Raw genomic sequence first — 18100 nt, 5'->3', positions numbered from 1 at the left:
GCCCGGTGTCTCCATGACGACGCTCGATGTCCCCCGCTACCTGCAGCGCCTGCAGCTGGATGCACCGCCACCGCGGACTCTGGCCGGCCTGACCCTGCTGCAGCAGCGCCACAACGCACTGCTGCCCTTCGAGACCCTCAGCTGCCTGCTGCGCGATGCGGTGCCGATCGACCTGGACAGCGTGCAGCGCAAGCTGCTCGACGAGCGCCGCGGTGGTTACTGCTTCGAACTCAATGGCGGGTTGCTGGCGCTGCTGCAGGCATTGGGCTTCGATGCGCAGCCATTGAGCGCGCGGGTACTGCTGGCCGCCCAGAACGGCGAACTGACCGCGCGTACCCACCTGCTGCTGCGCGTGAACGTAGACAGCGACGACTGGCTGGTGGATGCCGGTTTCGGCAGCCTGACCCCGACCGTGCCGCTGCGCCTGCATGATCCGCAGTCGCAGGCCACGCCGCACGAACGCTATCTGCTGCAGCGCCTGCCCGACGAGGGTGATTTCGTGCTGTCGGCCGAGTCCAACGATGGTTGGCGGGCGATGTATCGGTTCGACCTGCAGGCGCCGGCACCGATCGACAACGTGGTTGGCAACTGGTACGTGTGCACCCATCCCGATTCCAGTTTCCCCGGGCAGCTGCGCGCGTCGCTGACCGGGCCGGACTGGCGCCGCACCATCGGCAGCGGCAACTACACCGAGTATCGCCCCGGGCAGGCACCGGACAAGCGCCCGCTGCATGATGTGGGTGATGTGCGTGCCGTGCTGCAACACCGCTTCGGCATGCAGCTACCGGACGACCCGCGACTGGACCCGGCCATCAATGACTGGCTGCAGCGCTCGCGCGCCGCGACCTTGTAGGGCCGAGCCCATGCTCGGCTGAGCTGGAGCGGCTGGGCCAACAGCAGCCGAGCGTGGTCTCGGCTCTACAGAGCTGCGCGCGCCTGCAGCGCAATGCCGTTGCCTTCGCTGTCGCGGATCTCGGCCACGCTCCAGTCGCCCGCGTCGGCGGGTCCGAAGCACAGCTCGGCGCCCGCTTGCAGTGCTCGCTCCAGGCTCGCATCCAGATCATCGACGCCGATGTAGACGCGCGCCCCCTGTTCGGAAGGCCGGTAGTCCGCGCCGAGCACCAGCGCAATGCTGGCACCGGCGGCCTCATCGGAGAACGGCAGGTAGGCCATCCGGCAGTCGTGCAGCACGACAGGTTCGTCCACCGCGACCTGCAGCCACCGCTGGTAGAACGTGATGGCACGGTCCAGGTCACTGGCCGGGATTTCCACATGCAGGATCGGATTCACTGGCACTCCTTGCTCGGTCCACTCAGATGATGCGCAGGGTAATGGCCTTCAGCACCGCACGGGTGCGATCGCGGGTGCCCAGCTTGTCGAGTATGGCGGACACGTAGTTCTTCACCGTGCCCTCGGCCAGGAACAGGCTGCGCGCGATCTCCTTGTTGCTGTAGCCACCGGCCAGCAAGCGCAGGATCGCCACCTCGCGTTCCCCGAAGGTATCGGTGGGCGGTGCTTCATCGTGGAAGCGGTAGCGGGCGCGTACCGGCTCGGTGCTGACCGGCAGCAGCAGGGTTTCACCTGCGGCGACGCGCTCGATCGCCTCGCGCAGGTCTGCGGGTGCGGCGTCCTTGAGCAGGAAGCCCTGTGCGCCGGCCTCGCTGGCACGCAGCAGCAGGTCACTTTCATCAAAGGTCGTCAGCAGCAGCCACGGCGTGGCATCGCCGCGCGCGCGCAGCTGGCGCACTGCTTCGATGCCGTCCATCCCGGGCATGCGGATGTCACTGAGCACAACATCCACGCGCTGGGTGGACAGCGCGTCCAGCAACGCCTGGCCCTCCTCGGCCTCCAGCGCCACGTCCACGCCCAACCCCTGCAACAACGCACGCAGCCCGGCGCGGACCAGCGCCTGGTCGTCGGCCAGGGCAACACGGATCGCGCTGCCGTTCATGCCGGCACCCAGGCGGTCAGGTGCATGCCGCCCTGTGCGGTGCGGGCCAGTTCCAACTGGCCACGCACTGCGGCCAGGCGCTCACGCATGCCGGCGATGCCGTTGCCCTCGCGGATACGTTCGGCGCGCTGGCCGTCGTCACGGATGTCGATACGCAACCGGGAGTCCTCCTCGTTGATCGTGAGCCATACGGTGTCTGCGTTGCCATGCCGGGCGGCATTGGTCAGCGCTTCCTGTACCAGGCGCAGCACGGTCTCGGCCATCAGCGGGTCAACCACGCGCACGCACTCGCCGATCTGCAGCTGCAGCTTCGGGCGCGGGAACGGCGCGGCCAGCGCGTGCAATGCGGTCGCCAGATCGAGGCCGCGATCATCGCGCATCGATTGCACCACCTGGCGGATGTCGGTCAGCAACTCGCCGGACAGCTGCTCGGCCAGCACCAATCCTTCGCGCCCGGCCAGCACAGGGTCGGCCGCAAGGGCACGCAGGTTCAAGCGCATCGCGGTGAGCTTGTGCCCGGCCACATCGTGCAGTTCGCGCGCCAGGCGCAGGCGCTCGGCATCGCGTGCGCTGTCGGCCAGCAGCGCGCGGGTGGCCAGCAGGTCGGCGTTGACGCGGGCCAGGTCATCGCGGGCCAGCGCCGTGCTGCGGGCATAGTGTGCGGTCAGTGCGGCAAAGGCCTGGAAGCCGCCATAGAGCAGCACCACCAGCAGCGGCTGGCTGAAGCCGCTGTAGCGCAGCACGAGATACATGGCGAGGTTGGCCAGCAGTGCAACAGCCAGCACGAAGCGCGGTGGCCAATGCTCGGCCAGCTGCGCCACCAGCACCACCAGCAGTACCGGTGCGGTGCCGGTACGCGGCTGCAGCGCAACCAGCACGACCGCCAGCAACGCCTGCAACACCGCCGCGACAGCGCGCACGCGGGATGGCACCGACGCCCAGCCGTGCACCACGAACAGCAGCAGGAACACGGCAAGCAGCAGCAGGCTCAGCCCGGCACCGTTGCGCTGCACCGCGAATGACAGGCCCACCACCAGCACGGTGGCCAGGCCGGCGAGGCTGAGGGGACGCAACAGATGGCGGAACAGGCTGGGCATGGCCAGATGCTGACCGCCGCGCACGCCGGCGGCAATGGGTCCGGCGCAGAAAGTGACTTCTGGCACGTCGAATCGATGACCACTGGCCCTGAACCCGGTGCAGCGCCGCACGCAGACTGGCGCCACACCGCCACACACACTTCCGGAGCCACTGCCATGATCCGCACCGCCCTGCTCAGCACCGCCCTGACTGCCCTCGCCCTGGCCGGCAGTGCCCACGCCGCCGACCTGGCCGTGACCGTGCACGACGTCCGTGTGCAGACCGGCACCCTGCGCGTTGCGCTGGTCGACAGCGCCGCCGCCTGGGACGGCAAGGCCAGGCCCGTGCAGGCCCAGCAGGCAGCGCCCAGCGGCGACAGCGCCCACTTCACGTTCAAGGGCGTTCCGGCCGGCAGCTATGCCGTGCTGCTCACCCACGACGAGAACGACAACGGCAAGCTCGACACCAACCTGGTCGGCATGCCGGTGGAGGGCTACGGCTTCAGCAACAACCCGCAGGTGATGCGCAAGCCGACCTTCGACGAGGCGCGCGTCGACGTACCGGCCGCCGGCACCGCCATCGACATCACCCTGCGCTGATTCCTGCATCCAGACCCGAGGCCACCATGGACCGTCGCCGCTTCCTTCGTACCCTGCTCAGCAGCAGTGCCTGTCTGGCCCTGGGCACCACCGCGCTGCGCAGCGCTCCCGCCTTCGCCGGCGACCCGGCGCGGTTCGCGCAGGGCATGCAGGAACACCCTTGGCTGCTCGGCTGGCGTAGCGTCGACAGCGAAAGCCTCGGTCCGGCCACCGTGCAGTTGCAGGGAAAGCTGCCGTCAGGCCTGGCCGGCACGCTGTACCGCAACGGTCCGGCGTGGACCGAGCGCGATGGCTTCCGCTACGACCACTGGTTCGACGGCGACGGCATGGTGCATGGCTGGCGCTTCAATGGTGATGGCAGCCTGACCCATCACGGGCGCATGGTTGCCACGCCGAAATTCACCCGTGAACAGAAGGCCGGCCGCTTCCAGTATCCGGCCGCCGGCACCAGCATTCCCGGTGCGCTGGCGGTACGCAACAACGATGATGCCAACGTGGCCAACACCTCGGTGACGATGATCAATGGCCGCCTGTTCGCCCTGTGCGAATCCGGTTCGGCGTTCGAAGTGGACCCGGATTCGCTGCAGACGCTTGGCCCGGTCACCTGGCGTCCGGACCTGGCGGCGCTGCCGTTCTCGGCGCACCCGCTGGCCGACCACGACGGCAGCCTCTGGAACTTCGGCTCGATCAGCCTGATGGGGGGCCATGGCCTGCTGGTCTGGCACATCGGTGCGGACGGCCAGCTGCGCAGCGCCAATGTGATCGAAACACCCGAGCATGGCTACCTGCATGCCTTCGCGATGACCGACCAGCACCTGGTGTTCGTGATGATGCCGTTCGATTTCACCGGCGCAGGTGGCAGCTTCTTCGAGCGCATGCAGTTCGCACCGCAGCGTCCGGTGCGCATCGCGGTGGTCGCCAAGGATGCGCCGGACAAGGCGCAATGGTTCGAGGCCCCGTTCGCGGCGATCTACCACTTCGGCGACGCGTTCACCCGCGATGGCGGCATCGTGCTGCGCGCAGTGCGCCACGACGACATCAATGAGGCGCGCTCGCCGATGAAGGAAGCGATGGCCGGTGATGGCGCACACGCGGCCAACAGTGGCGCCAGCCTGGTCGAGCTGCATCTGGACCTGCGCCGTGGACAGGCCCGCTGGCAGACGTTGGGCATCAGCGCCGTGGAGTTCCCGTTGTTCGACCCGCGCTCGGCGAACACACGTGGCGCACGGCTGTATGCGCCGACCATCGACGGCACGGCCACTGCGCCGTACTTCAACGCGGTGGCCGCGTTCGAGATCGAGCACGGGCGCCGCCAACTCTGGAACTACGGGGCGGACATCATGGCCGAAGAGCATGTGTTCGTACCGCGCCCGGGCAGCCGCAACGCCGATGACGGCTGGCTGATCGGCACCCTGCTCGATCCGGTGAACCAGCGCAGCGGTCTGGCCGTGCTGGATGCGCGCCATGTGGATGACGGTCCGCTGGCCCAGGCGTGGCTGCCGTATGCGGTGCCACTGGGCTTCCACGGCACCTTCGCCGCGCGCGGCTGAGTCCACGCCACGCGGACACCGTTGTTGGCATGCTGGGTCTCCCCTGCCCCGTGGAGTCCTGCATGTCCCTGGCCGACCACCGACGTACGCTGGCACCGCACGGTTTCCTGCGCGTGGCGATCAACCTGGGCAACCCGGTGCTGGCACAGGGCGATGCGCGCTCACCGCGCGGCCCCTCGCTGGAACTGGCTACCGCGTTGGCGCAACGGATGGGGGTGCAGGCACGCTTCACCTGCCACGGTGCCGCAGCCTCGGTGGTCGCCGCAGCGGGCGAAGACGGCTGGGATCTGGCCTTCCTGGCGATCGATCCGGCGCGTGCCGACCGCATCGCCTTCAGTGCCCCGTACGTGGAGATCGAAGGCACCTATCTGGTGCGCGAGAACAGCTCTGCGCAACACGTGACCGACCTCGACCGCGACGGACTGCGCATCGCGGTGGGGCGTGGCGCGGCCTATGACCTGTTCCTGAGCCGGGAACTGCGCCATGCCACGATCGAGCGGGCGGACACCTCGGCAGCGGCCATCGCCCTGTTCGACCAGCACCGCCTGGATGCCGCCGCCGGTGTACGCCAGCCGCTGGCGGCCTGGGCGAAGGCACATCCCGGCCATCGGGTGCTGGCCGATCGCTTCACCGCGATCCAGCAGGCAGTGGCGGCACCGGCCTCACGCCCGGCCAATGCGCTGCGGGCGCTGTTTGAGGAAGTGGAAGCGATCAAGGCGGGCCCGTTGCTGGAGGAAGCGTTCGCGCGTGCCGGGCAGGCGGTCACCCTGGTGCAGTGACTGTAGAGTCGGGATCGAGCACCGCGCGGCGTTACAGATGCGCGTCCGCCATGTGCTGCACATGCTCGGCGGCCTGCGCATGCAGCCAGTCGCGGAACGCGAGGAAGCCGCGATGGCTGGCCGAGCGCTGCGGGTACACCAGCCAATGCGGCCACGCCGTCTTCAGGCGCTGGCTGGACAGCGCGACCAGCTGGCCGGATTCCAGCAGCAGGCGTGCCCGCGTCACCCGGCCAAGGGCCACGCCTACGCCATCCAGTGCGGCGCGATGGTGCGCCTCCGAATCATCCAGCACCGCCACGAAGCGCGATGGCGGGCTCTGCCCGCTCAACGCGAACCAGGCGCCCCACGCGCCGTCGGGATCACCGAGCAGCGGCCACTGGGTCAACGGTACACGGTCGATGCCCCCCATGCGCTCGATCAGCGCGGGGCTCGCCATCGGCACCAGCCACTCGTCGAACAGCGGTTCCACCACCAGGCCCGGCCATTGCCCGCTGCCCAGCCGCAGCGCGGCGTCGAACTGGCGCTGCCGCTCGAAATCAATCAGGCGCTCACTCGACTGCAGGTTGATCTCGATCTGCGGATGCTCAGCCACGAAGTGACCCAGGCGCGGCACCAGCCAGGCCGATGCCATCGATGGCACCGCACTGATCGTCAGCACGTGCTCGGCACGCGCGGCATAGGGCTGGAAGGCTTCGTTTATCGCATCCAGATGCGGCCCCACCTGCTCGAGCAGGCGCTGCCCCTCAAGGGTAAGGGTGATACCACGCGGCTGGCGGATCAGCAGCGGCTGCCCGAGCCGTTCTTCCAGCTGCCTCATCTGGTGGCTGAGCGCGCTGACGGTCAGGTTCATCGACGCCGCCGCGCGCGACAGGTTGCCAAGCCGGGCGGCAGCCACGAAGCCCTGGAGGGCGTGGAGCGGAGGGCGGGACATAAGGCTTGAAATTCTCTCAAGTCATAATTGCGGAAATGTCGCTTTTTGCCCGTCCATGCTGCCCGTATCGTGCAATCCACTCAAGTGGAGGCACGCTCATGAACATCTTCGGCGGCTTGTTGTTCCTGCAGGGCCACGTGGCCAGCGCCGAGCTGGCACGCCAGCTGGCCAGCCCGTCCACACCTGCCCCGCAGTGCGCGCGGCAACCGGCCGCGCCGGTTCAGCCGCCGCGAACCCGTTGAAGGCTCCTCAACCTGCATACCAGCGTTGGACGTGTTCAGGCAGCCACGGGATCGGATCGATGTCCAATGCCTGACAACCGTCGAGGGTGTCACGCAGCGCTCTTTCGCCGGGGCCACCGGGGATCCGCAGGCCTTCCTCTTCGGGAAGCTGCACCGCAGCCCAGTCGTGCAACCGGTCCATGCGCAGGCGAAGCGCGGCTCGCAGCCACCCCTTCAGTGGATAGCAGCGATAGCCCTGTTCGCCCAGGCCGGCAACCGCAAGCGACAAAGCGTGGTTGGCACCACGTACCCATTCGGTGCGGCCTCCAGCCTTGTCCTGGACCGTCATCGGCGCCGGCGCGCGGTGCGCCTTGAACGGCGAACGCAGCTGCAGCTCCAGATCCCGCGCATCGCGCTCGCTTTCCGCTTCCACCAGCGCACCGGCGTCGAGATCGAAGAACTCGAACCAACGCCGGTGCAATGCGCTGATGCGCCCAAGCGGATCACGTGAGAAACCAATCTTCGCGTAGTCTTCCCATGCACAGGGGAAGACGTAGGCGAAGACACGACCGTCGATGCGGATATCCGACTGCATGTACGCAGGCTGCCTCGACAACAGCCCGCGTGCAACCGGGCGTTACCGTGGACGCTGCAGCGCTTCCTGCACTGCGGCAGCCACGTCGGTATTGTCGATGTAGCTGCCGTCGTTCCAGCGCACGTGCTGACGGTAGCCGGCATCGACGCCCCGCACGCGCTTGCCCAGCAGCTCCGCGCCGGCGCCCCTGGCCCACAGCGGCACCAGCGCGTTGGAGTGGTTGCCGGTGGGGCGGAAGCTGATTCCGGGCATGCGGCCGCGACCGTTGTTGCGTACCGGCGCGAAAGCCACGTCCTGTGCATCCGGGCCCATCGGCATGCTGTTGTCGTGGTCGGTGGTGACGATCAACAGGTTGCGCTCCCAGCCACCGTTGCGCTCGATCCAGTCGACCACCGCCGCCACCGCGTCATTGAACTCCACGGTCTCTTCGATCAGCCGGCCATGCTGCGGCTGATCGCTGCACTGGCCGTAATGCCATTCGGTGCCGCACGCACTGGTATGTGCGGCCCAGTCGGTGGCGCCGCCTTCCACCATCAGGTACAGCCCCTTGGACGAGCGCTGCTGCAGGAACTGCAGTGCGCCACGCGTCATCGTCGCCAGATCGGGCACGCTGTCGATCTTCCTCACTCCCGAAGGCGTGGCTGCATCCTTGCCCAGCACCTGCAGCTGGCGCGCCTGCTGCAGTGTGTTGGCCACGCGCGGTACACCGATCAGCGGCCGGTCGGCCGGCAACCGTCCCTGCGCCAGTGCGGCGAACGCTTCCTTGCTGCGGATCAGGCGCCACGGTCCCGCCAGATTGCCGCCGATGGTGCTGCCCGCTTCCAGCTGCTGCCAATCCTGCTGCGACACCCACTCCCATGGATTCGCACAGCCCTCCGCCTTCGCCGCGTCCGTACCTTCATGGCAGGCGCGGCCGTCGACGCTGTAGCCCGGGCCACCCGTGCCCATCACTAGGTCCATGTGGCCCTGCGCCAGCATCTGGTGTGCGATGGCGTGATGGTTGCTGCGCGATTCGTTCTGCGCCGCGAACGCGGCCGGCGTGGCATGCGCGAACGGCACCGAGGTGACCACGCCGGTGGCCATGCCCAGGCGCTTGGCGCGCAGCGTATTGAACTCGACCGGCTGGCCATCGTTGTTGAAGTTGATGGCGTTGTTGTAGGTCTTGATGCCCGAGGACAGCGCAGTGCCCGCCGCCGCACTGTCGGTAGCCACCGCGGCCAGGTACTGGTAGCCCGCAAAAGGCAGGTCCTGCGCAGGAACCGGCGCGTCATCCCAGGCCTTGCCCGGGTCGTAGCCAAGCGTCTGCGCGTTGTCACCGGTCGGCTGGCTGCTCGCGTTCAACGGAAAGGTGGTCACCGCCAGGCGCAGTGGGAAATCCGCATAGGGTGCGCCTTCACGGCTGCCGTACTGCCAGTAGGCGGCGGCGTCCCAGGTACCCCAGCCGGCACCGTCGTTGATCATCACGATCACATTGAGCGGACCGGCTTCGGCGCTGGAAACAGCCTCGGCGCGCAGGTTGGGCTGGCAACCGCCAAGTGCGGCCAGCGCGAGCAGCAACGAAGAATGAAGCCAGCGGCGTGGAATGCGTGCAGTCATCGGATGTCCCGTCGGGCCATCGGCGGCCCACAATGACGATACGTTATATCGTTTCAATATTTCAGCTTCGTGCAGTCGCCGCACACTATCCTCCTGGGTCCCCACTGCCATCGTCGCTTCCATGCCGTCTCCTGCTCCTGCGCGTGCACCGCTGTCGTCCATCACCCTCGATGCGGCAACTTTCGCGGTGATTCACCAGCACAACGCGGATATCGCCAGGCAGCCGGCCTCGCTGACCAAGCTGATGACCGCCTACGCGGCTTACGAATGTGTCGAGGAGCGCGGGCGCTCGTGGGGCGACGAAGTCACCATCGCCGCCGGCGACGTGCATGCGGTTGCCGACGATGAAACGCGCATGGGCCTGGTGCCCGGCGAAACGGTCACGCTCGCGCGCCTGCTGGAAGGGTTGATGATCGTCTCCGGCAATGACGCGGCGCTGGCCATCGCGCGCCACCTGGACGGATCGCAGCCTGCGTTCCTGGAGCGCATGAACCGGCACGCACGCCAGCTCGGCCTGCGCAGCAGCTGGTTCGCCAGCGTCTCCGGCATCACCACGCCGCACCATGCATCCAGCGCGCGCGACATGGCAGTGCTGGCCGCCTGCCTGCTGAATGACCATCCGCAGATACTGGCAATCACCGCGCAGCGCGCGTTCGTGCATGGCAGCTTCAGCCGCAACAACCAGAATGCGCTGCTTGGCGATGACGGCGTGGATGGCTTGAAGACCGGCTACACCCAGGCAGCAGGCTTCTGCCTGGCCGCCACCGCATGCCGGGCAGTGCCCGGGCGGGATCAGCCGGTACGCCTGATCACCGTGGTATTGGGTTCTGAAAGCCGCGACGCGCGCGACGCACTGGTGCGCGATCAGCTGGCGGCAGGATTCGCCACGCTGGCCAGCACCACCGCCGGGGCCTGACGCCCGAAGCCGCTCAGCGCCGCTTGACCGTCGCCACGATCAGCCGCTGCAGCTCGGCCTCGGCGTTGGTCTTGTCCAGCGCGCCTGCCGCCACGGCTTCGGACAGGGCTTCAGCCGCACCGAGAATCGCCCAGCGCCCAGCAAGTGGCACCGTGCCATCGGCGGCAAACGGACCCAGCCATACGTCGCAGTTGTCGATGAAGTCCTGCTGGTAACGCCGCCGCACCTCGTGCAGTTCCGGCGCTCCCACCAGCGCGGCGAGGATGCCCTGCACTTCACTGCCCTGGCTGAGGATGCAGTCGATGTAGCCGGAGGCGATGGCCGCCGCACGATCGGCCAGCTGCGCGCGGACGCGGCCGATACGCTCGTGGAAGACCACCGTCTGCCGCCCGTCATAGTCATCGTAGAGCGCGGCCAGCAGGCCGTTGCGGGTCACGAAGTGATCGTAGGCCACCGGCTTGGTCACGCCCGCCGCCTCGGCCAGCCGTCCCAGCGTCAACGCGTCGGTGCCTTCTTCACCGACCAGCGCCCAGGCCACGTCCAGCAACTGGCGGGCGCGTTGCTCGCGGGTCAATCGGCGGCGCGTGGGAGCGGCGTTGGCGGGCATCGGCGGAACACGGCGATCAGCACATCGGAGTGCCTATTTTACGGCCGATCGCCAGCGCGGTCTGCAGATGCGCTCCGGCCGCACCGGTATCGGCATCCAGCAGCAGGTCGGACGTCAGCACGCGTGCGCCACAGTAGTCGAAGATGCCCATGTCGATCTGCGTCTTCATCGCCGCATCGTAGCCGCGTCGTTCGACCATCGCTGCGTCGGCACCGCCCAGCCCCACCAGATGCACGTTCAGGCGCTGCAGCTTCTTCACCAGCTTGCCCTGCGCGTCCTGTGCGTAGGCCCATTCGTTGGTGAAGACACGGTCGATCCAGCCCTTCAGCAGTGCCGGGAACGACCACCAGTACAACGGGAACACCAGCACCAGCGTATCGGTGGCCTCCAGCCGTGCGTGCTCGGCGGCGATGTCGGCCGGTACCGCGCCAGTGCTGCGGAACAAGGCCTGGTCCTGGGCGTTGAAGCGCGGATCGAAGCCTTCGGCCATCAGATCGGCGTAGGCCACGGTGTTGCGGGCGTCGGCGGCAGTGATGGCATCGCCGATGCGATGCGCCATCGCATGGGTCAGCGAACCGGGTTCAGGGTGGGCGATGACAATGAGGCTGTGCATGGGGGGGTCTCCAGAAATCAATACCTACCAATAGTAAGTAGCGATTTACGGGATACCAGCGCCATCGATGGGACGCTGTTTTCGCATCCACCGTATAGTGCGGCGGTGCCCTGTGAGACACCCGAACATGGATCGACGCCTGCCCCTGACGATGCTGATGCTGCTGTCGCTGTTGCTGTTGCTGCCATCCGCCTTCGCAGGTGAACTCAGTCCCAGTGATGCGAAGGCTCTGCGCGAAGATGTGCGCGCCATGATGGCTGCATACGCCCGCGGCGATGCGGACTTCCTCATCGAACGCACCCATCCCAGCCTCAAGCGACTGGCCGGCGGCGATGACGCCTTCCAGGCGATCACCCGTGATGCGTTGAAGAAGCAGCACAACGCCGGTGTAGTGATCATCAGCGAAGATGTAGGTGTGCCGACCCGGACCTATGCTGCCGGAGAGGAAGAAGTCTGCTTCGTGCCACGCCAATCCCTGATACGGGTGCGTGAAACCCCAATGCGCAGCACCACGTTCATGGTGGCCGTGCGCCGCGTTGGTGGTTCCGGCTGGACGTATCTGGATGGCACCGGGCTGCAGGGCAATCCAAACCTGCTTCGCCAACTGCTGCCAGCGCTGGAACCCGACGTGACCTTACCCAAGCGGGAGATCGAGGCGCTGTAGTCGCCGGCCCCTCCCGCCTTGCACGGCGTGGATCTAGCGGAACAGCGCGTTCAAGGCAGCCCCGGAGGCCGCCTGCTGCAGGCCATCGAAGCGTCCGTCCTGCACGATCGGCTGTGCCGCCTGCATCAACCCGCCCCACGCAGCACGGGCCAGCGCGCCGCCCAGGCTGACCCGGCGCACGCCGAGCGCGGCGATGTCCTGCAGGCTCAGCGACGTCGGTCCACCGACCAGCAGGTTCACCGGCTTCGACCCGGCAGCGGCGACCACCGCGCTGATCTGCTCGCGCGTGCTGATGCCAGGTGCATACAGCACATCGGCACCGGCCTCTGCGTAGGCACGCAGGCGCTGCAGGGTGTCCTGCAGATCCGGCACGCCGACGAAGAAGTTCTCCGCACGCCCGACCAGCAGCACGTCGCCACCCGCGCGGTCGATGGCTGCACGGGCAGCGCGCAGGCGCTCGACCGCCTGGTCGATCGGACGCAGCGGTGCATCGGCCACGCCGCTGGCATCCTCGATCGACAATGCCGCAATGCCGGTGTCGATCGCCGCGGCCACCGCCTCCTGCACCGCCTGCGGCGTGGCGCCGAAGCCATCACCGAAGTCGGCATTCAACGGCAATGGGGTCGCTGCCGCCATCACGCGCAGATGCGCCAGCGTGGCCTGCAGCGAAACCGCTCCGTCCGGCCGTCCTTCGCTCCAGGCGCAGCCGGCACTGGTGGTGGCCAGTGCCTGGAAGCCCTGCCGCTGCAGGTAGCGGGCACTGCCCACATCCCACGGGTTGGGCAGCACGAAGCAACCCTGCGCGTGCAGCTGGCGGAAGAACGCGCGCTTTTGCTGTGTGTCGGCATCGGGCGAGATCATGGAAGGGCTCCGGGCGGCAGACCTGCACCCTAGCCCGCCCAGCGGCCACGCTCAACGACAACGGGGCGCACCTGCATGAGGTGATGCCCCCTGCTTATTGGACGCTGTGGATGCGGGTGCCCGAGCGTGCTTGCCTGCCCACACGATGCCGCCACGGAGCCCTTCATGCACCCGGACCCGCAGACCCTCACCGACGCCGGCGATGATGACGCCCACTGGGCCGACCTGCTGTCGCCGGCGCGGCGCCGCCTGATCGCTTCGGCGGGTCTGGCCGCTGGCGGCCTGGCCAGTGCATCGACCGCCGCCGCAGCACCGCGCGGCAACGACGCGGTGAACACCACCGAGCCTGGCCGCCCCGGCTTCCGTGCCATCGTGCCGCCAGCACCGGAAGGGCGCAGCCCCTGGGGCCAGGCCACGGCCAGCGAACCGACCCCGCGCCCGGCCAGCGTGCGTCCCGGCGAGGCCACGCTTCCCACGCGCCCGCGCGCCTACACCGACATCAAGAGCTACCACGCTCACATCTACTTCGATGAGGACAGCTTCGAAAAGGCCGCGCTGCTACGGCGCTGGGCCGCCGAGCGGTTCCCGGTGGAGCTGGGCAACTGGAACCTTGAGCCGCGTGGGCCGCATGTCACGCCCTCGTTCTATTTCGGCTTTACCAACGACCTGCTCCCCGTGCTGGTGCCCTGGCTGCAGCTCAACAGCCTGGGCCTGACCATCCTGATCCATCCCAACACCGGGGACGGCCGAGCCGATCATCTGCATTACGCGTTGTGGGTGAACCGCGCGCAGCCGGTGAACGCGTACAACTGGCCGGCACCGAAGCCTGGGGAACGGGAGCCGCTGGAAGAGGTGTTCCCGAACGTGGTGCCGACGGTGCCGCTGGAGACCTGACCCGCCCTTCCGGTGGGTGCGTGGCTTGCTGCATATGGAACTTCCTTCATCCACGCATGGCGTGGATCTACTGACCGCCGGCCCCGTCGCCCGCGCTTGGCGCGGATCCCCCGGCGTGGCCCTTGCCGCCATCGTCGGCCTACGTGCATCCATCCCCCGCCCGCAAGGCATTCAGCGCGCCTTGATCCGCCGCCCCGCATAGGGCCGCAAGCGCTTCCGCAGATTTCAAACGGTCGATTGAAACGCTGCAAACTTCGCCGAACTGGACAGCATCCGCCGGTTCCGCCAGACTGCCGCCCTTTCCCGTCTTCCGGATCCCATGGCGAAGCTGCTGGTCCTGCACGGCCCCAACCTCAACCTGCTCGGCACCCGCGAGCCGGAGGTCTACGGCCACACCACGCTGGCCGACATCGACCAGGCCCTGGTTGCCCAGGCCTCGGCCGCCGGGCACGCCGTAGAGAGCCTGCAGTCCAACGCCGAGCATGTACTGGTGGACCGCGTGCAGGCCGCACGCAACGACGGCACTGCCTTCATCCTGATCAACCCCGCCGCGTTCACCCACACCTCAGTGGCCTTGCGCGATGCGCTGGCGGCGGTGGCGGTGGCGGTGCCGTTCATCGAAATCCACCTGTCCAACCCGCATACCCGCGAACCGTTCCGCCAGCACAGCTACTTCAGCGACAAGGCGATGGGCGTGGTGTGCGGCTTCGGTGCCGACAGCTACCGCTACGCGATGGACGCGGCGCTGCTGCGGGTATCCGCCACCTGATTGTCGACCCGGGCGCCCACGGCGCTCTCCTCACCTAGAAGAAACCAAAGAGGCCCTCATGGATCTGCGCAAAATCAAGAAGCTGATCGACCTGCTGGAAGAGTCGAACCTGGCTGAGATCGAAATCAAGGAAGGCGAAGAGTCGGTGCGGCTGTCGCGCGCGCCGGTGGCCGGCTACGCCGCCCCGGTCGCCGCCCCGGTGTATGCCGCTCCGGCCGCTCCGGCGGCGCAGGCGATGCCGATGCAGTCGCCGACCGAAGCCTCCACCGGCGGCACCGCCAAGCCGGGCCCGGCACTGCCGGAAGGCCACGTGCTGCGCTCGCCGATGGTCGGCACCTTCTACGCCTCGTCCGCCCCGGACAAGCCGGCCTTCGTTACCGTTGGCCAGCAGGTCAAGGAAGGCGAGACCCTGGCCATCATCGAAGCGATGAAGATGTTCAACCCGATCGAAGCCGACACGTCCGGCACCATCGTCGCCATCCTCGGCGAGAACGGCCAGCCGGTCGAATTCGACCAGCCGCTGTTCGTGATCGGCTGAGGGGCACGCCATGCTCGACAAAGTCGTCATCGCCAACCGAGGGGAGATCGCGCTGCGCATCCTGCGCGCGTGCCACACCCTCGGCATTCGCACGGTGGCCGTGCACTCCACGGTCGACCGCAACCTCAAGCACGTGGCCATGGCCGACGAGTCGGTCTGCATCGGTCCGGCGCCGTCGCCGCAGAGCTACCTCAACATCCCGGCCCTGATCGCCGCCGCTGAAGTCACCGACGCCCAGGCCATTCACCCGGGCTACGGCTTCCTTTCGGAGAACGCCGACTTCGCCGAACGCGTGGAGGAGTCCGGCTTCATCTTCATCGGCCCCAAGGCCGACACCATCCGCATGATGGGTGACAAGGTCGAGGCCATCCGCGCGATGAAGGCCGCCGGCGTGCCGTGCGTGCCCGGTTCGGGCGGCCCGCTGGGTGAGGACATCGTCGCCAACACCAAGATCGCCCGCGAGATCGGTTACCCGGTCATCATCAAGGCGGCCGGCGGTGGCGGTGGTCGCGGCATGCGCGTGGTGCACGCCGAAGCCTCGCTGAAGACCTCGATCGAAACCACCAAGAGCGAGGCCAAGGCCGCGTTCGGCAATGGCGAGGTCTACATGGAGAAGTTCCTGGAGAATCCGCGCCACGTGGAAATCCAGGTGCTGGCCGACGGCCAGGGCAACGCCATCCACCTGGGCGAGCGTGACTGCTCGATGCAGCGCCGTCACCAGAAGGTGGTGGAAGAAGCGCCGGCACCGGGCATCACCGCCGAGCAGCGCGAGCAGATCGGCAAGGTGTGCGTGGAAGCCTGCATCCGCATTGGTTATCGCGGCGCCGGCACATTCGAGTTCCTGTACGAGGACGGCCGCTTCTACTTCATCGAAATGAACACCCGCATCCAGGTGGAGCATCCGGTCACCGAAATGGTCACCGGCATCGACCTGGTGGCCGAGCAGCTGAAGATCGCCGCCGGCCAGAAGCTGTCGATCAAGCAGAGTGACGTGGTGCTGACCGGCCATGCCATCGAATGCCGTATCAACGCCGAGGATGCAGAAACCTTCGTGCCGAGCCCGGGCACCATCACCGGCTTCCATCCGCCGGGCGGTCCCGGCGTGCGCGTGGACACCCACATCTACAGTGGCTACCGCGTGCCGTCGAACTACGACTCGATGATCGGCAAGCTGATCGTGCACGGCCCGGACCGCGAAACCGCCATTGCCCGCATGCGCGTGGCACTGAGCGAAATGGTGGTCGATGGCATCAAGACCAACGTCGCGCTGCAGCAGCGGATCATGCGCGACAAGGGCTTCCAGGCCGGTGGCCAGAACATCCACTACCTGGAAAAGCGCCTGGCCGAACGCAAGAACAAGCCGATCGCGCTGACCTGATCGGCGCCGCGTGCTGGACATGAAAAGGGCGGGGATATCCCCGCCCTTTTCCGTTTGCTGCAGCGCCGAGCCCATGCCCGGCGCTACAGCAGGCGCATCAGCGCTTGTCGGCAGCTTCGGCCGGGATCTGCGAGTTCGCCAGCGGACGCACGCCGTTGGGCGAGGTCGGGTCGACGATCACCATGGTCTCGGTCGAACCGTCCGGCCACACCACCTGGAAGGTGCTGCCCGCCGGCAGCGACGCAAACGGCATGCCGCTCTGCGCCCGATAGACCGCAGCCACCTGGCTGGCACCGGCACGGCGCACGTCTTCCTGCGCCTTCACAGTAGTCAGTTCCACCTTCGACAGATGCCGGTAGCGATCTTCATAGGTATCGATCATCAACAGGCCAACGGCGCCGGCCGAGTAGGCCACGAACAGGGCCACCCAGAACCAGAACTTGGCCCCGTGCAGGAATCGGCGGTAGTTCATTGCTCGTTCCTCTTTCCAACCAATCGCTTGATCCATTCCTTCATCTTCCCAGCGCCCTGCCGCGATACCGCAGCGTCATACACGAAATCCCGGAAATCCTGCGTACCATCCTGCGAACAGATCCCTCCGTTCGCACAAAAACTGTTGACCAGCACACTGTCTGCCCCACACGGTAGACCGAGTTCGCAGGCCGCGAGCCGCCATGCGAGTTCACTCAGCTGCTCGCCCGCCACCAGCCCGCTGAGCGCGCGGTCACCCGAGGCACGCACGCCCATCCCCGGAGCGATGGCCATGAAGGCCTCCGGGTCGCGCGAGGTGCGCACCCGTTCAACCAGGTCACGGCGGTACTCGGGGCTGTCCTGCAGCGGTTCGCCCTCGGCGAACAGCGCAGCCTCGGCAGCCAGGTTGCCCTGTGCAGCCGCCTTGCGCCGTTCGGACAGCACCAGGGCCGTGCCCAGCTTGTCGCCCGGCACGAACCCGCCGCAACGCTGCGCGACGCGTTCGCGCGCCTGCACCATCGCCGGTGCGGCAGTCAGGCCCAATCCGGCCAGCACGTTGTTGTCCAGGCGGTAGCCACCCGGATCGACCGCATACTGCGCGCAATAGTCGTAGACACGGCTGAGCATCCAGCGCGCCTCGTGATTGCCTTCGTCCGCCTGCGCACGCAAACGCTGCGCATAGGCGTAGAGGTCGGTGGCCTCTTCGAGATCAGCGCGGATATCCAGGGGCAGCCCGGACGGCAATGCACCGCCACGCTCGAAGGGTGCCAGCCGGCGCGCGAGCGCCTCCGGCATCACCGGCAGCGGGGCCGCACTGTCAGTGGCCGCCCCCCCAACCGCCAGATCCGTCGAGGCTACCGAAGAAGCCGGAGCATGGCCGCTGGCCCGATAACCGGCCACGCCCAGCACGGCCACGGCCGGCAGCACGAGCAACCAGGTTTTCAGGGTAGGAGCGAAGGCCATCGGCGGCGGCGGAAGATACGGCACACAGGAAAGCACGAAGTTTAGCAAGGCCCGACGGGCCTGTCTGAACGGGCTTCGTTCATCCAGGCACAGCATCTCAGGCAATACGGAGACGCTCCGATGGTCT

Annotated in this window: 22 protein-coding genes; 11 read left to right on the top strand and 11 right to left on the bottom strand. The window is 67.5% G+C overall.

What is annotated here, in order from left to right; all coding sequences use genetic code 11:
* The first annotated feature begins 13 nt into the window (after positions 1 to 13).
* On the top strand, positions 14 to 853 hold the full coding sequence (locus tag VG543_RS08080; protein WP_423178177.1) for an arylamine N-acetyltransferase family protein: 840 nt from the start codon (positions 14 to 16) through the stop codon (positions 851 to 853).
* Positions 854 to 918: 65 nt separating this feature from the next.
* Here the strand turns inward: VG543_RS08080 and VG543_RS08075 are convergent, their stop codons facing one another.
* From VG543_RS08075 to VG543_RS08065, 3 genes are read right to left on the bottom strand one after another with little or no spacing between them, the layout of a single operon-like run.
* Complete coding sequence (locus VG543_RS08075; RefSeq protein WP_423178178.1) at positions 919 to 1290, bottom strand: VOC family protein; 372 nt, start codon at positions 1288 to 1290, stop codon at positions 919 to 921.
* A gap of 22 nt (positions 1291 to 1312) precedes the next feature.
* Positions 1313 to 1951 (bottom strand): response regulator transcription factor, encoded by a 639-nt coding sequence (locus tag VG543_RS08070; protein ID WP_005411236.1) that lies wholly within the window; start codon positions 1949 to 1951, stop codon positions 1313 to 1315.
* Positions 1948 to 3048, bottom strand: coding sequence for a sensor histidine kinase (locus VG543_RS08065; RefSeq protein WP_423178180.1), 1101 nt, complete (start codon positions 3046 to 3048; stop codon positions 1948 to 1950). Before VG543_RS08065 ends, VG543_RS08070 begins: the two co-directional genes overlap by 4 nt.
* A gap of 156 nt (positions 3049 to 3204) precedes the next feature.
* Here VG543_RS08065 and VG543_RS08060 point away from each other — a divergent pair, with 156 nt between their 5' ends.
* The 3 genes from VG543_RS08060 to VG543_RS08050 all read left to right on the top strand — a co-directional run bounded on the left by VG543_RS08060 (position 3205) and on the right by VG543_RS08050 (position 5956).
* On the top strand, positions 3205 to 3627 hold the full coding sequence (locus tag VG543_RS08060) for a DUF2141 domain-containing protein (RefSeq protein WP_012481398.1): 423 nt from the start codon (positions 3205 to 3207) through the stop codon (positions 3625 to 3627).
* 26 nt (positions 3628 to 3653) lie between these two features.
* Complete coding sequence (locus VG543_RS08055; RefSeq protein ID WP_423178182.1) at positions 3654 to 5177, top strand: carotenoid oxygenase family protein; 1524 nt, start codon at positions 3654 to 3656, stop codon at positions 5175 to 5177.
* A gap of 62 nt (positions 5178 to 5239) precedes the next feature.
* Positions 5240 to 5956, top strand: a complete 717-nt coding sequence (locus VG543_RS08050) for an ABC transporter substrate-binding protein (protein ID WP_024958366.1) — start codon at positions 5240 to 5242, stop codon at positions 5954 to 5956.
* Positions 5957 to 5987: 31 nt separating this feature from the next.
* Here VG543_RS08050 and VG543_RS08045 read toward each other — a convergent pair whose 3' ends face one another.
* Positions 5988 to 6887 carry a LysR substrate-binding domain-containing protein gene (locus VG543_RS08045; RefSeq protein WP_005411241.1) on the bottom strand — a complete coding sequence of 300 codons (900 nt, stop codon included), beginning with the start codon at positions 6885 to 6887 and terminating at the stop codon, positions 5988 to 5990.
* Between the two features lie 98 nt (positions 6888 to 6985).
* On the opposite strand from VG543_RS08045, the gene VG543_RS08040 reads away from it, so the two are divergent.
* Positions 6986 to 7129 (top strand): hypothetical protein, encoded by a 144-nt coding sequence (locus VG543_RS08040; RefSeq protein WP_172958424.1) that lies wholly within the window; start codon positions 6986 to 6988, stop codon positions 7127 to 7129.
* A gap of 7 nt (positions 7130 to 7136) precedes the next feature.
* Here VG543_RS08040 and VG543_RS08035 read toward each other — a convergent pair whose 3' ends face one another.
* Positions 7137 to 7703, bottom strand: a complete 567-nt coding sequence (locus tag VG543_RS08035; protein WP_049418031.1) for a GIY-YIG nuclease family protein — start codon at positions 7701 to 7703, stop codon at positions 7137 to 7139.
* A 42-nt stretch (positions 7704 to 7745) separates the two neighbouring features.
* A complete protein-coding gene (locus tag VG543_RS08030) occupies positions 7746 to 9299 on the bottom strand; it encodes an alkaline phosphatase (protein ID WP_423178184.1) in 1554 nt (517 codons plus the stop codon).
* Positions 9300 to 9420: 121 nt separating this feature from the next.
* Between VG543_RS08030 and VG543_RS08025 the strand changes: the two genes are divergently transcribed.
* The gene (locus VG543_RS08025) at positions 9421 to 10215 is read left to right on the top strand and encodes a D-alanyl-D-alanine carboxypeptidase family protein (protein WP_005414646.1); all 795 of its coding nucleotides are present in this window, start codon (positions 9421 to 9423) and stop codon (positions 10213 to 10215) included.
* Between the two features lie 13 nt (positions 10216 to 10228).
* Here VG543_RS08025 and VG543_RS08020 read toward each other — a convergent pair whose 3' ends face one another.
* Positions 10229 to 10822, bottom strand: a complete 594-nt coding sequence (locus VG543_RS08020; RefSeq protein WP_423178185.1) for a TetR/AcrR family transcriptional regulator — start codon at positions 10820 to 10822, stop codon at positions 10229 to 10231.
* A 16-nt stretch (positions 10823 to 10838) separates the two neighbouring features.
* Positions 10839 to 11435 carry an NAD(P)H-dependent oxidoreductase gene (locus VG543_RS08015; RefSeq protein ID WP_099561445.1) on the bottom strand — a complete coding sequence of 199 codons (597 nt, stop codon included), beginning with the start codon at positions 11433 to 11435 and terminating at the stop codon, positions 10839 to 10841.
* 127 nt (positions 11436 to 11562) lie between these two features.
* Between VG543_RS08015 and VG543_RS08010 the strand changes: the two genes are divergently transcribed.
* The gene (locus VG543_RS08010; protein ID WP_005414649.1) at positions 11563 to 12099 is read left to right on the top strand and encodes a hypothetical protein; all 537 of its coding nucleotides are present in this window, start codon (positions 11563 to 11565) and stop codon (positions 12097 to 12099) included.
* Positions 12100 to 12132: 33 nt separating this feature from the next.
* Here VG543_RS08010 and VG543_RS08005 read toward each other — a convergent pair whose 3' ends face one another.
* Positions 12133 to 12960 carry an isocitrate lyase/PEP mutase family protein gene (locus tag VG543_RS08005; RefSeq protein WP_088431081.1) on the bottom strand — a complete coding sequence of 276 codons (828 nt, stop codon included), beginning with the start codon at positions 12958 to 12960 and terminating at the stop codon, positions 12133 to 12135.
* A 165-nt stretch (positions 12961 to 13125) separates the two neighbouring features.
* Between VG543_RS08005 and VG543_RS08000 the strand changes: the two genes are divergently transcribed.
* From VG543_RS08000 to accC, 4 genes are all read left to right on the top strand, one after another.
* The gene (locus VG543_RS08000; protein WP_423178187.1) at positions 13126 to 13854 is read left to right on the top strand and encodes a DOPA 4,5-dioxygenase family protein; all 729 of its coding nucleotides are present in this window, start codon (positions 13126 to 13128) and stop codon (positions 13852 to 13854) included.
* A 319-nt stretch (positions 13855 to 14173) separates the two neighbouring features.
* Positions 14174 to 14623 carry a type II 3-dehydroquinate dehydratase gene (gene aroQ / locus VG543_RS07995; protein ID WP_423178189.1) on the top strand — a complete coding sequence of 150 codons (450 nt, stop codon included), beginning with the start codon at positions 14174 to 14176 and terminating at the stop codon, positions 14621 to 14623.
* Positions 14624 to 14681: 58 nt separating this feature from the next.
* Positions 14682 to 15161: an acetyl-CoA carboxylase biotin carboxyl carrier protein gene (gene accB, locus VG543_RS07990; protein ID WP_019660824.1), complete on the top strand. Its 480-nt coding sequence runs from the start codon at positions 14682 to 14684 to the stop codon at positions 15159 to 15161.
* Positions 15162 to 15171: 10 nt separating this feature from the next.
* Complete coding sequence (gene accC, locus VG543_RS07985) at positions 15172 to 16539, top strand: acetyl-CoA carboxylase biotin carboxylase subunit (protein ID WP_019660825.1); 1368 nt, start codon at positions 15172 to 15174, stop codon at positions 16537 to 16539.
* Between the two features lie 97 nt (positions 16540 to 16636).
* Here the strand turns inward: accC and VG543_RS07980 are convergent, their stop codons facing one another.
* Together VG543_RS07980 and VG543_RS07975 are read right to left on the bottom strand one after the other, a co-directional pair.
* On the bottom strand, positions 16637 to 17011 hold the full coding sequence (locus VG543_RS07980) for a hypothetical protein (RefSeq protein ID WP_010481078.1): 375 nt from the start codon (positions 17009 to 17011) through the stop codon (positions 16637 to 16639).
* Complete coding sequence (locus VG543_RS07975) at positions 17008 to 17973, bottom strand: hypothetical protein (RefSeq protein WP_312543782.1); 966 nt, start codon at positions 17971 to 17973, stop codon at positions 17008 to 17010. The genes VG543_RS07980 and VG543_RS07975 overlap by 4 nt, the downstream gene beginning before the upstream one ends.
* Positions 17974 to 18100: the final 127 nt, after the last annotated feature.

The sequence above is a fragment of the Stenotrophomonas sp. CASM101 genome (assembly GCF_049384845.1).
Classification (GTDB): Bacteria; Pseudomonadota; Gammaproteobacteria; order Xanthomonadales; family Xanthomonadaceae; genus Stenotrophomonas; species Stenotrophomonas hibiscicola.
This window is presented reverse-complemented; position numbering and strand designations above follow the sequence as displayed.

What these genes read in the sequence shown, in the direction of transcription:
- VG543_RS08080 (WP_423178177.1), top strand. Translation starts at nt 14, where the DNA reads ATGACGACGCTCGATGTCCCCCGCTACCTGCAGCGCCTGCAGCTGGAT.
- VG543_RS08070 (WP_005411236.1), bottom strand. Translation starts at nt 1,951, where the DNA reads ATGAACGGCAGCGCGATCCGTGTTGCCCTGGCCGACGACCAGGCGCTG.
- VG543_RS08065 (WP_423178180.1), bottom strand. Translation starts at nt 3,048, where the DNA reads ATGCCCAGCCTGTTCCGCCATCTGTTGCGTCCCCTCAGCCTCGCCGGC.
- VG543_RS08060 (WP_012481398.1), top strand. Translation starts at nt 3,205, where the DNA reads ATGATCCGCACCGCCCTGCTCAGCACCGCCCTGACTGCCCTCGCCCTG.
- VG543_RS08055 (WP_423178182.1), top strand. Translation starts at nt 3,654, where the DNA reads ATGGACCGTCGCCGCTTCCTTCGTACCCTGCTCAGCAGCAGTGCCTGT.
- VG543_RS08050 (WP_024958366.1), top strand. Translation starts at nt 5,240, where the DNA reads ATGTCCCTGGCCGACCACCGACGTACGCTGGCACCGCACGGTTTCCTG.
- VG543_RS08045 (WP_005411241.1), bottom strand. Translation starts at nt 6,887, where the DNA reads ATGTCCCGCCCTCCGCTCCACGCCCTCCAGGGCTTCGTGGCTGCCGCC.
- VG543_RS08040 (WP_172958424.1), top strand. Translation starts at nt 6,986, where the DNA reads ATGAACATCTTCGGCGGCTTGTTGTTCCTGCAGGGCCACGTGGCCAGC.
- VG543_RS08035 (WP_049418031.1), bottom strand. Translation starts at nt 7,703, where the DNA reads ATGCAGTCGGATATCCGCATCGACGGTCGTGTCTTCGCCTACGTCTTC.
- VG543_RS08030 (WP_423178184.1), bottom strand. Translation starts at nt 9,299, where the DNA reads ATGACTGCACGCATTCCACGCCGCTGGCTTCATTCTTCGTTGCTGCTC.
- VG543_RS08025 (WP_005414646.1), top strand. Translation starts at nt 9,421, where the DNA reads ATGCCGTCTCCTGCTCCTGCGCGTGCACCGCTGTCGTCCATCACCCTC.
- VG543_RS08020 (WP_423178185.1), bottom strand. Translation starts at nt 10,822, where the DNA reads ATGCCCGCCAACGCCGCTCCCACGCGCCGCCGATTGACCCGCGAGCAA.
- VG543_RS08015 (WP_099561445.1), bottom strand. Translation starts at nt 11,435, where the DNA reads ATGCACAGCCTCATTGTCATCGCCCACCCTGAACCCGGTTCGCTGACC.
- VG543_RS08010 (WP_005414649.1), top strand. Translation starts at nt 11,563, where the DNA reads ATGGATCGACGCCTGCCCCTGACGATGCTGATGCTGCTGTCGCTGTTG.
- VG543_RS08005 (WP_088431081.1), bottom strand. Translation starts at nt 12,960, where the DNA reads ATGATCTCGCCCGATGCCGACACACAGCAAAAGCGCGCGTTCTTCCGC.
- VG543_RS08000 (WP_423178187.1), top strand. Translation starts at nt 13,126, where the DNA reads ATGCACCCGGACCCGCAGACCCTCACCGACGCCGGCGATGATGACGCC.
- aroQ (WP_423178189.1), top strand. Translation starts at nt 14,174, where the DNA reads ATGGCGAAGCTGCTGGTCCTGCACGGCCCCAACCTCAACCTGCTCGGC.
- accB (WP_019660824.1), top strand. Translation starts at nt 14,682, where the DNA reads ATGGATCTGCGCAAAATCAAGAAGCTGATCGACCTGCTGGAAGAGTCG.
- accC (WP_019660825.1), top strand. Translation starts at nt 15,172, where the DNA reads ATGCTCGACAAAGTCGTCATCGCCAACCGAGGGGAGATCGCGCTGCGC.
- VG543_RS07980 (WP_010481078.1), bottom strand. Translation starts at nt 17,011, where the DNA reads ATGAACTACCGCCGATTCCTGCACGGGGCCAAGTTCTGGTTCTGGGTG.
- VG543_RS07975 (WP_312543782.1), bottom strand. Translation starts at nt 17,973, where the DNA reads ATGGCCTTCGCTCCTACCCTGAAAACCTGGTTGCTCGTGCTGCCGGCC.